This is a genomic window from Thermophilibacter mediterraneus, assembly GCF_900119385.1.
Classification (GTDB): domain Bacteria; phylum Actinomycetota; class Coriobacteriia; order Coriobacteriales; family Atopobiaceae; genus Thermophilibacter; species Thermophilibacter mediterraneus.
The window spans coordinates 1-14022 of sequence record NZ_FPKO01000007.1 but is presented as its reverse complement, the minus strand read 5'-3'; the positions used below and the strand labels follow the sequence as shown (position 1 = coordinate 14022).

At 70.5% G+C, this 14022-nt stretch carries 11 protein-coding genes; 4 read left to right on the top strand and 7 right to left on the bottom strand.

All coding sequences use genetic code 11. The features are described 5' to 3' along the window. Window positions 1-16: 16 nt before the first annotated feature. From BQ7106_RS00160 to BQ7106_RS00140, 5 genes are all read right to left on the bottom strand, one after another. On the bottom strand, window positions 17-964 hold the full coding sequence (locus BQ7106_RS00160) for a polysaccharide deacetylase family protein (protein ID WP_072369458.1): 948 nt from the start codon (window positions 962-964) through the stop codon (window positions 17-19). 33 nt (window positions 965-997) lie between these two features. Continuing rightward, complete coding sequence (locus tag BQ7106_RS00155) at window positions 998-2281, bottom strand: coiled-coil domain-containing protein (RefSeq protein ID WP_240307385.1); 1284 nt, start codon at window positions 2279-2281, stop codon at window positions 998-1000. Between the two features lie 141 nt (window positions 2282-2422). Next, a complete protein-coding gene (locus BQ7106_RS00150; RefSeq protein WP_072369456.1) occupies window positions 2423-3454 on the bottom strand; it encodes a nucleoid-associated protein in 1032 nt (343 codons plus the stop codon). Between the two features lie 113 nt (window positions 3455-3567). Further along, window positions 3568-5142 (bottom strand): 4Fe-4S dicluster domain-containing protein, encoded by a 1575-nt coding sequence (locus BQ7106_RS00145; RefSeq protein WP_072369453.1) that lies wholly within the window; start codon window positions 5140-5142, stop codon window positions 3568-3570. Between the two features lie 595 nt (window positions 5143-5737). Continuing rightward, window positions 5738-6442 (bottom strand): RluA family pseudouridine synthase, encoded by a 705-nt coding sequence (locus BQ7106_RS00140; protein ID WP_072369451.1) that lies wholly within the window; start codon window positions 6440-6442, stop codon window positions 5738-5740. 230 nt (window positions 6443-6672) lie between these two features. On the opposite strand from BQ7106_RS00140, the gene BQ7106_RS00135 reads away from it, so the two are divergent. Genes BQ7106_RS00135 through BQ7106_RS00125 form a run of 3 tightly spaced genes read left to right on the top strand, consistent with a single transcriptional unit; the run spans window position 6673 to window position 10375 of the window. Continuing rightward, window positions 6673-8262 (top strand): efflux RND transporter periplasmic adaptor subunit, encoded by a 1590-nt coding sequence (locus tag BQ7106_RS00135; RefSeq protein ID WP_083526804.1) that lies wholly within the window; start codon window positions 6673-6675, stop codon window positions 8260-8262. A 2-nt stretch (window positions 8263-8264) separates the two neighbouring features. Beyond that, a complete protein-coding gene (locus BQ7106_RS00130) occupies window positions 8265-9125 on the top strand; it encodes an ABC transporter ATP-binding protein (RefSeq protein WP_083526803.1) in 861 nt (286 codons plus the stop codon). Then, window positions 9122-10375 carry an ABC transporter permease gene (locus BQ7106_RS00125; protein ID WP_072369449.1) on the top strand — a complete coding sequence of 418 codons (1254 nt, stop codon included), beginning with the start codon at window positions 9122-9124 and terminating at the stop codon, window positions 10373-10375. The genes BQ7106_RS00130 and BQ7106_RS00125 overlap by 4 nt, the downstream gene beginning before the upstream one ends. Before the next feature lie 51 nt (window positions 10376-10426). Here the strand turns inward: BQ7106_RS00125 and hisS are convergent, their stop codons facing one another. Continuing rightward, complete coding sequence (hisS, locus tag BQ7106_RS00120) at window positions 10427-11740, bottom strand: histidine--tRNA ligase (protein ID WP_072369447.1); 1314 nt, start codon at window positions 11738-11740, stop codon at window positions 10427-10429. Window positions 11741-11928: 188 nt separating this feature from the next. Between hisS and BQ7106_RS00115 the strand changes: the two genes are divergently transcribed. Next, window positions 11929-12312, top strand: a complete 384-nt coding sequence (locus tag BQ7106_RS00115) for a hypothetical protein (RefSeq protein WP_072369444.1) — start codon at window positions 11929-11931, stop codon at window positions 12310-12312. Window positions 12313-12382: 70 nt separating this feature from the next. Here the strand turns inward: BQ7106_RS00115 and BQ7106_RS00110 are convergent, their stop codons facing one another. Then, window positions 12383-13423, bottom strand: a complete 1041-nt coding sequence (locus BQ7106_RS00110; protein WP_072369441.1) for a branched-chain amino acid aminotransferase — start codon at window positions 13421-13423, stop codon at window positions 12383-12385. Window positions 13424-14022 lie beyond the last annotated feature (599 nt).

Sequence of the window (14022 nt, the reverse complement as noted above, 5' to 3'; positions counted from 1 at the left end):
CGCCGTCCGTCGCGCGTCAGTTGCTCACGCCGTGGTGGCAGACGAAGGAGTCGCGCGTGATGGGCTCGAAGCGGTAGCCCCGGTCGCGGTAGAACTCGATGATGCGCGGAAGCGCGTCGGGGGTCGTGTCCTTGGTGTTCGAGTCGTGGAAGAGCAGCATCACGTTGGTGTAGCCCTCGACGCAGGAGCTCGACACGATCGTGTCCGCGCTGACGTTGGTCCCCGAGGCGTCGCCCGAGGACACGTTCCAGTCAAAGTACTGGTAGCCGCGCGCCGGCACGTCGCGCGAGAGCGCGCTCATGATGCCGGGGCAGTAGTTCGCCGAGATGGTGTTGGACGCCCCGCCCGGGAACCGCGTAAGAAACGGCACGAAGCCGATCTGCTCGCGGACGACCTCGCCCACCTGCTCGAGGTCCGAGAAGAACGCGTCCTCGGAGGCGTAGACCGCAGCGTAGTCGTGCGACATCGTGTGCAGGCCGATGGAGTTGCCGCGGTCGTAGGCATCCTTGATGTAGCCGCGCTTGTCCGGCTCGTGCCCGGTCACGAAGAACGTCGCCTTGACGCCGTAGCGCTCGAGGACGTCGAGGACGCGCGGGGTGTTCTCCGAGGGGCCGTCGTCGAAGGTCAGGTAGACCGTCTTCTCACCGGTCCCCTCGTAGTTCCAGGCGGTGTCGCGGCCGGGGTCGAGCTCGAGCGACGCGCGGCGCTCGTCGTCGGCGGGCGCGTCGGGCCCCTGGTCCCCCTCGCCCTGCGGCGCCCCCGGCTCGACGACGATCGACCCGTCCCTGCTCGACTGCCCCGGCCCGTCCGGGCACGGGCTCGCGACGAGTCCCGCGAGCGCGCCGACGCCGCCCATGAGCACGAGCGCGAGCGCGCCGGTCACGACCAAGAGGCCGCGGCCGCGCCGCTGCTGCTCGAGGGCGCTCGGGCGGTGCGTGCGCGGATCCTGGATCCCCCTCGTCATGATCGCGTCACCTCCGTGACAGCGGGCGCGACGCTACGAGAGCGTGACGCCGCCGAGCCAGCCGCAGCGCACCGTCGCCGTTGCGCTGTACATGCTCACCCAGCTGGAGAGCGAGTCGCTGCGCACAACTCCGCTGCGGTTGTGGCGCACGGTCCCGTTGCCCACGTAGATTCCCACGTGGCCGTAGATGACGGCGGCGGCGCTGAAGGGCGCGGTGTTCACGGCGATGATCATGCCGGGCTGGATCTGCGAGGTCGAGTAGCCGCACCAGCGGTAGTACATGTCGTCTGCGTTGCCGTAGAACGAGCCGATCCCGGCGTTGCGGAAGACGTTCGAGACCCACGCGGCGCACAGGCCGGAGCCCGGCGACGGCGTGGAGTACGTGGCGCTCTGGACCGCGGCGAGCGAGCCCGAGCCGGTGATGATGACCTCGTCGGGCTGCTGCGCCTCCTGGGCGGCCTGCTGCGCGGCGAGGAGCTCGGCGTCGCGCTGGGCCATGAGGTCCTTGACCTGGCTGTCGAGGTTGTTGACGAGATCCTCCGCCTCGGCCTGCTTGGCGCGGACGGCCTCGAGCTCGGCCGCCTGCTGCGACTCGAGCTCCTCGAGCTCGGCCTTCTGCTCCTCGAGGTCGGCCTTCTGCGTCTCGAGCTCCGCCTTCTGCGTCTCGAGGTCGGCCTTCGCCTGCTCGAGGTCCGCCTTGTCCTGCTCGAGCTCGGCCTTGAGGGTCTTGACGCCGTCGATCATCTCACGGTCGGCCTCGCTGACCTTGTCGAGGTAGTAGATGTTGCTCGTGAGCTCCTCGAAGGTCGCGGACGAGAGCAGCAGGTCGAGCGTCGAGGTGGACCCGGCCTTGTACGACGAGCTCATGCGGTCGCCGAGCGCCTTCTGGCGGCGCTCGATCTCGGCCTGCTTGGCGTCGATGTCGTCCTGCTTCTGGTCGATCTGCGACTGGGTCTCGTCGATCTGGTCCTGCTTGGCGTCGATCTCGGACTGCTTCTGGCTGACCTGCTCGGTGAGGTCGCTCACCTGCGCCTGGGTCTGGGAGAGCTGGGCGGCGGCGTCGGCGACCTCGTTGCCGATGGCCTCGAGCTCGGCCTGGGCCTGCTCGTAGCTCATCTGGGCGGCGTCGAGCTTCTGCTGGGTGCTCGGCTCGGAGAGGGCGCTCACAGGGAGGAGGGCGGACGAGGCGGCGGCGCCGAGCGCGGCGCCCATGAGGAGCCTCAGCGCGTCGCGACGGGTGACGCCGCGAGGGGCGAGGCAGGCGATGCCGTCATGGCGACGGCGGGAGTCGCTGCGAGAGACGTAGTCTCGGGGCATGGGGTCTCCTTGGGTACGAATGGGGTGCAGAAGACACGCTCCCCCATTCTAGCGTCAAACCCCGCGCGTGACGCGGTGCCATGATTTGCACACGGTGCCGAGCGGCGCGCGGGCGCCCGCGCGCGGCGCGGCGCCGCGGGCCTAGCGGTTCTCGATCTTGGCGACGTTGCCCACGGTGATCGTGATGCGCCCCTCGGCGTCGGTCGAGAAGTCCAGGTAGCCGGGACGGTCCGCGAGCTCCGAGGGGAAGGTGATCTCGACTCCGGTGTCGGTGCGGATCTTGTGGCTGCGCGTCAGCCGGTTGGCGACGCCGCGGCGCACCGGGGCCTCCTCGGGCAGGGACGCCTCGCGCACGCGCTCCTCGAAGCGCTCGGCCACGTCGGGGCGCTCGGAGAACACGGCGCGCCCCACCTCGGCCGGCGAGAAGGACTCGTCGACGTCGGCGGTCCGCGCCACCACGGCCTTGGCGCGCCCCACCTCGACGGCGGGCTCCAGGCCGAACTCCTCCGCCACGTCGCGCACGATCACGCTCACCTCGTCGATGACCTCGTGGCTCGACGCCTCGCTCGTGCACTGAAGGAAGCGCTCGGGAATCACCATGACAGACTCCCCGCCGACCGCGCGCTCCTTGTCGTGGAAGTCGATGGAGCCGGTGCGGGCGTCCACGAGCAGGTAGCTCGCGACCTTCTGCGAGGGGTTGGGCAGGGTCGCGTCCACGCGCGAGATGCCGTTGGCGTCGCCCTCGACCTCGTGCACGAACGCCTGCCGGCGCGGCAGCAGCTCCACGGCGAAGTAGCGGCTCCCCGCCTCGCCCTCGAACTCGACCTCCTCGCCCGCGGCGGCGTCCGTGTCGACGAAGTCGGCGACGAGCAGGTCGCACTGCTCGAGGTCCTCGGATCGGCGCAGCTCCTCCCAGAACCACTGCGCGATCTCGACGGAGAACTCCACGAACTCGCGCTCCCCCGCCAGGTAGCGCTGCAGCTCCGTGGCAAAGCCGGAGTCCGGGGCGAACTCGCCGTGGCGGCTCTCGGCATTGGACGAGATCTTGCGCAGGTGGCGCTGGACGAAGGAGCGCGTGGCCCGCACGTCCAGGTCGAGCGGGCGCTCCGAGAAGTACGTGGAGCCGGAGTCGAAGTCAAAGACGTGCAGGATCGCCTGGTCAACCTTGAGCATGTGTTCCCCTCAACTCGACGGGGGGACGCCCGGCAGCGCGCCGCGTCCCCCCGCCATCGTTCGTTCGTCTCGTCGCGGCCGGCGCCGGGGCGCCCGGCCGACGTCCCCTCTCGCTACTCCTCGGGGTGCTTGCCGTCACCCTCGCGCTCGAGCGCCGGGATGAGCATGCGGAAGGAGTTCTCCGTCGCGTTCTTGCGCGGCGACTTCTTCGCGTAGCGCTTGACCGCCGCGGCGCTCTTGTTGATGGGCTGCAGCGTGCCGGCGCCGGCGACGCAGCCGCCCGGGCACGCCATGCCCTCGAGCAGGTAGCCCGGGTACTTGCCCTTGACGGCGTCCTTCATCATCTTGCGGCAGTTCTCGAGGCCCTCCGCGTTGACCACGTTGACCTCGCGGTCGGGGTAGCGGCGCTTGATGGCGTTGACCACGGCGCTCGCGACGCCGCCCGCCACCGCGAAGCCGCGGCCGTCGGCGGACGCCACCTCGAAGTCGGACTCCCCCTCGCCGGTGAGCTTGGTGTACTCGTTGATGCCGCGCGCCTTCATCATGCCCGCCATCTCCTCGAAGGTGAGCACGAAGTCGACCTCGGAGCGCACGGACTCGCGCATGGCCTCGAGCTTCTTGGCCGAGCACGGCCCCACGAAGACAATCTTGGCGCTCGGGTGGCGCTTGCGCAGCAGGCGCGCGGTGAGCGTCATGGGCGTGAGCGCCATCGAGATGCAGTCGGCGTGGTCCGGGAACTCCGTCTTGGCCATGACCGACCATGCCGGGCAGCACGAGGTGCCCATGAACGGGATCTTGTCGGGAACCTCCTCGAGGAAGTCCTCGGCCTCCTGGACGGTGCAGAGGTCGGCGCCCACGGCGACCTCCTCCATGCCGGAGAAGCCGAGCATCGAGAAGGCCTGACGGAGCTTGTCGACGTTGCCCTTGCCGCCGAACTGGCCCACGAAGGCGGGCGCGACGGCGGCGATGACCTCGTCGCCGCGGTTGATGGCCTGGATGACCTGGAAGATCTGGCTCTTGTCGGCGATGGCGCCGAACGGGCAGTTGATGAGGCACTGGCCGCAGGAGACGCACTTCTCGTAGTCGATCTGGGCGCGACCGTGCTCGTCGGAGCCGATGGCGTTCATGCCGCAGGCGTCGGCGCAGGGGCGCACGTGGTGCTGGATGGCGTGGTAGGGGCAGGCGTTGAAGCACATGCCGCAGTGGATGCACTTCTCCTGGTCGATGAAGGCCTTCTTGTCCTTGAAGGTGATGGCGCCCTTGGGGCAGATCTCGCGGCACGGGTGCGCGAGGCAGCCCTGGCAGGAGTCGGTCACGCGATAGACGTTGTCCTCGCACGCGTTGCACGCGAACTTGATGACGTTGACGAGCGGCGGCTGGTAGTAGGTCTCGGCCACGGAGGCCTCCGCGAGGCCCTCGGTGAGGCTCTCGCGGTGGTCGACGCCCTGCAGCGGCAGGCCCATGGCGAGGCGGATGCGCTGCTCGACGATGGCGCGCTCGAGGAAGACCGACTCGCGGTAGGTGGCGACGTCGCCGGGGATGATCTCGTACGGGAGGTCACGGAGCTTGCGGCGGGTGGTCTTCTCGTCGTCCTCCCCCATGTCGTAGGCGATCTTTGCCACGCTGGAGAACACGTTGCGGCGGATCTCGGTCAGGTTGGTGTACACGCCACGCATGGTGTCGGCCATCGCTGCCCCTCTCCTGGCTGGTGTCATACGGAGCCGGCGCCGTCCCCTCAGAGGGCGCAGGCTTCCTCCAGTATCGCACAGCGCGGCCGCGGGCGGGGCGGCGGTCCCGCCGTCGCGCGCACGGACCCGGGCCGGCTACCGGACGCGCGCGGAGCCTGCGGCGTGCATAACAATTCCCGCACGTCGCAGAATCGGGGCGCGGTGCGCTTAGGAATTCTCGCCCGTTTGCATCCACGGGAGCTCCAAGCTCCGCGCGCGCCCACCCGCGATTCCCCCGCGCCCGCCCACGGCCACGCAGCGCTTAAGTTTTCTCTCGCGTTGCAAAAACGGGCCGCATCATGCTTAGGAACCTTCGCCCGTCCGAAGGCCAAAGCCACGCAGGCCCGGTCACTCCCAAAACTGCCGGGGATTTCTATGCTCGCCCGCCCCCTCGAACCGAACGGGCGGCGATTCCTATGCGCCGAGAAGGACACGACTGCGACGGGCGGCGATTCCAAAGCAGCGGGCGGGTCGCCGCCGCGACGGGTGGGGTTTTCTATGCAGCACGCGGGACGGCGCAGAAACGAGCGCGGTTTTCTATGCGGAGCGCGGGACGCTACTGCGACGGGCGGCGATTCCTATGCGCCGACGCCGCGGAGTTCGACGCCGCGGGCTCCGGCCACAGCCGCTCGGGCCAGGGGGTCTCGAGCCGCAGCCGCTCACCGGTCAGCGGGTGGTCGAGCTCCTCGCGCCACGCGTGGAGCAGCAGGCCGGAGGCGCTTCTCGCCCCTCCGTAGAGCGCGTCGCCCACGATGGGGTGCCCCAGCGACGCGAGGTGAACGCGTATCTGGTGGCGCCGTCCCGTCACGAGCTCCGCCATCAGCAGCGTCCTGCCCTCCCGGACGTCCATGCGCGTGAGGCGGGTCTCCGCGGGCCTGCCCTGACCGGGACGGCACGCGCGCATGCGCCGCGCGTCGTGGCGGTCGCGCCCGACGGGCAGGCGCACGACCCTCTCTGCCCAGGGCACGCGGCCCGCGACCACCGCGAGGTAGCGCTTCCGCATGGCGTGTCCCGCGACCTGCGCGTCGAGCGCGGGCTGCGTCGAGCGGTCGAGCGAGAAGAGCACGAGCCCGGTGGTCTCGACGTCGAGGCGCTGGACGGCCTGCGGGGCGACGCCGTCGCGGCCCTCGGCCGCCAGGTGGGCGGCGACGACATCGGTGAGCGTCCTCGCGCCCGTGCCGTCGCCGTGCACGAGGATTCCCGCCGGCTTGTCCCAGGCGAGAAGGACCTCGTCCTCAAAGATGACGCGACCGTCCGCCATGTCGACCCCCTCTCCCGGGCAACCCTAGCACAAGGTGGGCGCTCGGGCGCGGGGGGCCGCCGCGGGGCGGGGCATCCGGAGGGCGGACGGGTCGTGACAATATCGTAAGCTCCGCCGCTCACCTGCTGCTTCGTTGCCGCCCGCCCCGGCGATGACGAAGAGGGTCCCCACCGCGTCCGGCGCATGGGCTACGCTTGAGGCGACCCCCCGAACCGAGCAAAGGACCCCGCATGGCACGCAGCGACACCACCCTGAACCAGCCGTCCGACGACTCCGCGGCATCGCAGCCGACCGTCGTCCAGGAGCCGATCGGCATCATCCAGCGGGGCCCCGTCCGCGACGCGGCCCCCGGCGCGGACGAAACCCCCGCCGATCCCTCGGCGGCGGCCCCCGGCGACGCCGCCGCGCCCGCCGCCGACGAGTCCGACGAGGACGTCGAGGCGCGCCTGGCCTACGAGTCGCTCATGCGCCACCGCAAGGCGCGTCGCCGCAAGAAGATCGTCGCGGCGAGCGTCGTCGGCGGCGTCGCGCTCGTCGCCGCCGTCGCCTGGGGCGTCATCACCTCCGGCGCCAACCAGGCGCCCGAGGCCCCGCAGGTCCAGACCATGCCCGCCTTCCTCGGCGAGTTCTCGGAGTCCGTCCAGGCCACGGGCACCGCGCAGCCGCTCTCCTCGGTGGTGGTGACCCCGGAGGTGGACGGCATCATCGAGACCGTCAGCGTCGCGGAGGGCTCGGTCGTGAACGAGGGGGACGTCCTGCTCACGGTGCGCAACGACGAGCTCGACCGGGCCGTCCGCGAGGCGGAGATCGGCGTCCGCAGCGCCAAGGCGGGGGTGTCGTCGGCGCAGGAGTCCTACAACCAGACCTACAAGGAGTACCAGAAGGGCCCGACCTACGTCGACAACGGGGACGGGACCACCACCGAGGTCCCCGCGTCCGCCACGTGGGCGGACGTCCAGCAGGCGGCGACGCAGATCGACTCGGCAAAGCTCACGCTCGAGAGCGCGCAGCAGACCTATGACCAGGCCGTCGCCCAGGCAGGCAAGCGCACGGTCACGGCCCCCGCCGCGGGCTCGGTCGTCGTGATGAACGCGGTCCAGGGGGCCGCGCTCGGCGCGGGCGGAAGCGTCTCGGGCGGCGACGGGACCACCACCTCCGGCCCGCTCATCCAGATTGCCGACCTCAGCCAGATGACCGTCAAGGTGCAGGTCAACGAGGTCGACATCTCGCGCATCGCCGTGGGGCAGGCGGCGCGCGTGAGCTTCTCGGCGCTCCCTGGCACCCTGCTCGACGCCGAGGTGACCCGCATCTCGACCGTCTCCTCCGCCGACCCCTACGGCTACAACTACGGCGTCGTGACCTATGACGTCGAGCTGCTCATCCCCAACCCCACGCCGGAGCTCAAGCCCGGCATGACCGCGAGCGTCGAGATCTTGCTGCAGCACGTGGCCGACACCATGACCGTCCCCGTCTCCGCCCTTGCGACCGACGACGGCATGAGCTACTACGTCTACGTCATGACCGACCCCGAGACCCAGGCGTGCGAGCGCCGCGAGGTCACCGTGAGCGCCCAGAGCGCCACGAGCGCGGCCGTCGAGGGCGACCTCGCGGACGGCGACCTCGTCGTGCTCGACCCGTACTCCGTGACCAACGTCGTCGGCGACGACGGCGCGACGGGCGAGGGCGCCGCCGTCGACAGCGCGGCGACCGACGCCGACGTCACCTCGATCGACGCCCTCGTGGGCGCGGAGGGCTCCGAGGTGCCCGTCGACGACGGGACCTCGACGGCGGACACGAGCTCGGCCGATGCGGCGGCCTAGCCATGACGCCCGCCATCGACATCCAGCGCGCCTGGCGCATCTACGAGACCGCTGCCGGCTACACGCCCGCGCTGCGCGGCGTCTCGCTCACGGTCGCGCGCGGGGAGTTCCTCGCCATCATGGGGCCGTCGGGCTCGGGCAAGTCCACGCTCATGAACATCCTCGGCTGCCTCGACCGCCCCACCGCCGGCTCCTACCGCCTCGAGGGCATCGACGTCACGGAGCTCTCCGAGGACGACCTCGCCCACGTGCGCGCCTCGCGCCTCGGGTTCGTCTTCCAGTCGTTCAACCTGCTGCCGCGCGCGACCGTGCTGCGCAACGTCATGCTGCCGCTCGTCTACTCCGACCTGCCGCCGCGCGACCGCGAGCTCGCCGCGTGGCGCGCGCTGCGCTCCGTGGGCCTGCCCGAGGAGCACTACCTCCACCGCTCCAACGAGCTCTCCGGCGGCCAGATGCAGCGCGTCGCCATCGCCCGCGCGCTCGTCAACGACCCGTCGATCATCTTCGCCGACGAGCCGACCGGCAACCTCGACACCGCCACCGGCGAGATGGTCATGCGCACGTTCCGCCGCATGCAGCGACGCGGCAAGACGATCGTCCTCATCACGCACGACCCCGAGGTGGCCGCCTGGGCCGACCGCACCGTCCACATTCGCGACGGCAAGCTCTTCTCCGACGAGGAGGAGCGCCGCTACCTGGCCGAGCTCGCCGAGCGCGAGGAGCGGGGCGAGAAGGGCGGCGATGCCGCGGGCGCCGACGCCACCGCGACGGAGCCGTCCGCGACGTCCGCCGGCCCGAGGTCCTTCTCGCCCGCCGCGCCGTCCGCGCGCCGAGCGCGCCTGCTGGGGGTGCCCGCCCTATGAGAGCCCGCGACCTCGCCTACGAGACCTCCTCCGCGCTGCTCGCCAACCGCGCGCGCACGCTGCTCACGGTGCTCGGCATCGTCATCGGCATCGCCGCCGTCATTGCCATGACCGCACTCATCGACGGCGTGAAGGCGCAGCTGGTGGGGCAGCTCGGCCTCAACATGTCCCGCACGGTCAACATCACGTGCTGGCCGCCGGGCAACCAGCCGCTCGACCAGGACGACATCGAGGAGATCGGCACCGCGCTCGCGAGCGACTACGAGTTCGTGACCGGATTCACCTACACGAGCGCCCAGGCCTCCTCGAGCACCGCCTCCCTCGAGTACCTCAACATCACCGCGTGCGAGCCCGAGTACTTCCAGGCCATGGGCTACGAGGCCTCGCGCGGGAGGCTCTTCGACGCCGAGGAGAGCGCGGAGGGCGACATGGTGGTGGTGCTGGGGGGCAGCACCGTGAAGAACCTCTTCGGCTCGCCCGACGCCGACTGCGTGGGTCAGACCGTGCGCATCGGGTCGAGCCAGTACACGGTGGTCGGCGTGGTCAACGAGGGCTTCACCTACGACAACGACACCTGCTACATGCCCGCGGAGACGGCCGTCACGCGCCTCATCGGCCAGGGGGGCTACGCCTCGTGGCAGATCCTCGGCTTCGCGCGCGAGGGCTCGGACATGTACGCCGTGGCCGACGCGACCGAGGCCTACCTCCACGACCGCTACGGCATCCCCTGGCCCGAGGAGGACCAGACGAGCTTCTCGAGCGACGAGGGCTACGTCTACGTGCAGACCGCGCAGGCGCTCATCGACCAGCTCGACGCCACCACGGCGACCTTCCGCATGCTGGCGCTCGCGGTGGCGGGGATCTCGCTGCTGGTGGGCGGCATCGGCATCATGAACATGATGCTCACCAACGTGACCGAGCGCATCCGCGAGATCGGCCTGCGCAAGGCCCTCGGCGCGCGGCGCGGCGACATCACGGGGCAGTTCCTGCTCGAGAGCGTGACCATCTGCATCGTGGGCGGCGTCATCGGCATCGGCGTGGGGTACGGCGGCGCGTGGGCGCTCGCCGCGGTCGCGGGCTCGGCGCTCGGCTCCATGATGGGCGCGAGCGGCGCCATCTCCCCGGTGATCTCGGCGTCGACGGTCGCCGTCGCGACCGGCATCTGCGTGGGAATCGGCGTGGTCTTTGGCTGGTACCCGGCCCGCCGCGCCGCGAAGATGGACCCGGTGGAGTCCCTGCGCTACCAGTAGCGGGACGGGGGGGACGGAGCGGTGACAGCCCCTCCGTCCCCCCCTGTCCCGCTACAGGCGCGCCCGAACGGCGTCGACGAGATCGCCCATGGGAACCTGGACCTGCTCGTGGCTCGCCATGTCGCGCAGCGTCGCCGCCCCGGCCGCGACCTCGTCGCCGCCGAGCACCACGCAGAGCGACGCGCGCAGCTTGTCAGCCTGCTTGAACTGGCTCTTGAGCGAGCGGCCCTGGTAGTCGGCCTCGGTGCGCACGCCCGCGCGGCGCAGGGCGAGGCACGCGTCGAAGGCCGCCGCACGCTCCGCCGCCCCGCCGGTCGAGGCGACGTAGACGCAGCCCGGGACCTCCCCTCCCAGATCGACGCCCTTCTCGGCGAGGGCCAGGCAGATGCGCTCGAACCCCACCGCGAAGCCGAGCCCCGGCGTGGGCTTGCCGCCCTCGAGCTCGACGAGGCCGTCGTAGCGGCCGCCGCCGCCAATGGCGCCCACGCCCGCGCCCACCGCCTCGACCTCGAAGACCGTGCGGGTGTAGTAGTCCAAGCCGCGCACGAGCGTGGGGTCCTCAGCGTAGGCGACGCCGGCGGCGTCCAGGTAGCGCTTGACCGCAGCGTAGTGCTCGGCGCACTCGTCGCAGAGGTTGTCCGGGGCGAGCGGGGCGCCCTTCATGACCTCGCGGCAGCGGTCGTTCTTGCAGTCGAAGGCGCGCAGCGGGTTGATCTGGGCGCGCTCGAGGCAGTCCTCGCACATCTCGTCGGCGTGGTCGAGGATGAAGGCGCGCACCTTGTCGCGGTAGGCGGGGCGGCACGCGGCGTCGCCCATCGAGTTGATCGTCAGGCGCAGGTCCTCGCGCGCGAAGCCCAGGCGCTCGAAGTACTCCATGAGCATGATGACGCACTCGGCGTCGGAGGCGGGGTCGGCGGCTCCGAGCCACTCGACGCCCACCTGGTGGAACTGGCGCAGGCGCCCCTTCTGGGGCCGCTCGCCGCGGAACATCGCCTCCGCGTACCAGAGCTTGGCCGGGGCGGCGCCCTGCGGCACGAAGTTGTTCTCCACCGCGGCGCGCACCACGCCGGCCGTGCCCTCGGGACGCATCGCCATGCGCTGGCGCGGCTTGAGGTGCGCCTCGCTGCCGCGCTCCAGCAGGTCGCCGAACAGGGCACCCGAGACCACGCGGAACATCTCCTTGCGCACCACGTCGGTGGACTCGCCGATGCCGTGGACGAAGGTGTCGACCTGCTCGATGGCGGGCGTCTCGATCATGTCGAAGCCGTAGGCGCCAAAGAGGTCGCGCGCGACGTCCTGCATCCGCTGCCAGGCGCGCATGTAGCTGCCGAAGAGGTCCTCGGTGCCCTGAACCTTCTGTCCCATGTGGCGGGTCCCTTCTCGCTGGCCGTGCGGCCGTCGTCTCCTAGCCGTTCAGTATAGCGCGAGACGCGAGCGCCCCGTTCCCCTCGTCCCGGGGCACCTCCCGCCGAGAGGGGCGCCGGGCCCGCGGGGCCCCGGGCGCCCCTGTGGTAGCGTCTCGCACAGGCGAGGCCGAACGACGGAGGGAACATATGGGACTCTTTGACAGGCTGCGCGGCGGGCGTCAGAAGGACCAGGACGTCTGGGAGGACGCGGCCAGGCTCGCGCCGCGCTTCTATCGCGACGGGGACGACGGGCACCCCATCGGGATGTTCCTCCTGCGCGAGGACAGGAGGACCATGCTCCCCCGACACCCGCAGATGATGTACCAGGTGAGCGGTGAGGACGTCTTCGACTGGAGGCTCCTGCTCGTGAGCACCTCGGCCAACGACCTCCTTGCCACCCTGGACTACTTCGAGGCGCTCGACCTCATCGAGCCGACCGCCCCGGCGACGGACGCCAACTTCGTCCTGGCCCCCGCCTGCACCACCGCCGACCTCATCGACCTCGCCGCCCGAAGCCGCTCGGCGCAGTAGCGCCCGCCCCTCCGGCGCCCAGGGGGCCAAAGGGGCGGGCGCGCGTCTTGTGGCGACAGGTCCTTCTCGCCTAGCAGATCTTGACGACCCAGCCCTCCGGACCGTCGATCTCGCCGTCCTGGATGCCGGTGAGGGTCTCGCGCAGCTTTGCCATGACGGGGCCCACGTGGTCCATGCCGCCCTCGCCGAAGGTGACCTCGGTCTCGCCGTTGACGACCTTGCCGACGGGGCTGATCACGGCCGCGGTGCCGCACATGCCGCACTCCACGAAGGCGCCGCTCGCGACCTCCTCGAACTTCACCGGGCGCTCCACCACGGTCATGCCGAGCATGTCGCGCGCCACCTGCACGAGGCTGCGGCGCGTGATCGACGGCAGGATGGAGTCGGTGGCGGACTGCGGCACCACGATCTGGCCGTCACGGTCCACGAACATGAAGTTGGCGCCGCCGGACTCCTCGACGTAGGTGTGGGTCTGCGGGTCGAGGAACATGTTGTCCGCGAAGCCCTCGGCGTGCGCCTGCACGCTCGGGTAGAGGCTCATGGCGTAGTTGAGGCCGGCCTTGATGGCACCGGTGCCGTGCGGGGCGGCGCGGTCGTACTCGGGGACCTTGACGGCGACGGGCTTGACGCCGCCGGAGTAGTACGGGCCGACCGGAGTCACGAGGATGCGGAACTGGTACTCGTCGGCCGGCTTGACGCCGATGACGTTGCCGGTGGCCACCATGAACGGGCGGACGTAGAGCGTGGCGCCCGAGCCGAAGGGCGGCACCCACGCCTCGTTAGCCTTGACGACCATCTTGACGGCCTCGACGAACTTGTCCTCCGGGAAGGGCGGCATCACGATGCGGCGCGCGGAGTCGGCCATGCGGCTGGCGTTGAGGTCCGGGCGGAAGCACACGATGTCGCCGCTCTTGGTGGTGTAGGCCTTGAGGCCCTCGAAGACCTCCTGGCAGTAGTGGAAGATGCCCGCGCACTCGGAGAGCGTGAGGGTGTGGTCGGTCGTGAGGCCGCCCTCCTCCCAGGCGCCGTCACGGTAGTTGCAGACGTAGCTGTAGTCGGTGGGCTGGTAGGCAAAGCCGAGGCTGCCCCAGTCGATGTCCTTCTTCTCCATGTCGCGTGCCCCCTTGGACTCGAAACGGCGTTTTGTGACTGCGCCCACGATAGCGCGCGCGGGCCGGCGCAGCGCGTCTTGGCTGCAGCTTGTAACAATGCGCCGCCGACAAGAACGAGGGGCTGCGGCCGGACGGCGCGGGGCGGCGGGCCCAGGCGTGGGGCCGGGCCGAGGCGCCCGTCGCCCCAGGCCCGGCGTCACCCGCAGGTCCGGCGTCGCCCCAAAACCTCACAGCCAGTGGTACGTACCACATGTTTTGAACAATCACGTTATTCTTGTAATTTACTTTATTTTTTCAGGTCACACTACCTGTGAGGTTTGCGGGCGGCGGGGCGAGAAGAACGCGAAGGCCCACAGACCCGAAAGCCCGCAAGCGCCGCACGCCTTCGCGGCGCCGAGTCCCGGTCCGCCCAAGGCGTACAATCGCTCAGACCAGACGCCGAGAAGAACGAGAGGCCCCGCCATGCGCATGTGAACTGCCTCCCATTTCTTGGACTGAAAAGTAAAGTCCGAGGGATGGGAGGCTTTCTCATGTCGACCGACCAGCGCTTGAGGCACGACACGTCGCTCAGGGGGCGCGCCGCGGACCTCTTCGCGAG

Coding starts and splice junctions, on each gene's coding strand:
- BQ7106_RS00160 (WP_072369458.1), bottom strand. CDS start 964: ATGACGAGGGGGATCCAGGATCCGCGCACGCACCGCCCGAGCGCCCTC.
- BQ7106_RS00155 (WP_240307385.1), bottom strand. CDS start 2,281: ATGCCCCGAGACTACGTCTCTCGCAGCGACTCCCGCCGTCGCCATGAC.
- BQ7106_RS00150 (WP_072369456.1), bottom strand. CDS start 3,454: ATGCTCAAGGTTGACCAGGCGATCCTGCACGTCTTTGACTTCGACTCC.
- BQ7106_RS00145 (WP_072369453.1), bottom strand. CDS start 5,142: ATGGCCGACACCATGCGTGGCGTGTACACCAACCTGACCGAGATCCGC.
- BQ7106_RS00140 (WP_072369451.1), bottom strand. CDS start 6,442: ATGGCGGACGGTCGCGTCATCTTTGAGGACGAGGTCCTTCTCGCCTGG.
- BQ7106_RS00135 (WP_083526804.1), top strand. CDS start 6,673: ATGGCACGCAGCGACACCACCCTGAACCAGCCGTCCGACGACTCCGCG.
- BQ7106_RS00130 (WP_083526803.1), top strand. CDS start 8,265: ATGACGCCCGCCATCGACATCCAGCGCGCCTGGCGCATCTACGAGACC.
- BQ7106_RS00125 (WP_072369449.1), top strand. CDS start 9,122: ATGAGAGCCCGCGACCTCGCCTACGAGACCTCCTCCGCGCTGCTCGCC.
- hisS (WP_072369447.1), bottom strand. CDS start 11,740: ATGGGACAGAAGGTTCAGGGCACCGAGGACCTCTTCGGCAGCTACATG.
- BQ7106_RS00115 (WP_072369444.1), top strand. CDS start 11,929: ATGGGACTCTTTGACAGGCTGCGCGGCGGGCGTCAGAAGGACCAGGAC.
- BQ7106_RS00110 (WP_072369441.1), bottom strand. CDS start 13,423: ATGGAGAAGAAGGACATCGACTGGGGCAGCCTCGGCTTTGCCTACCAG.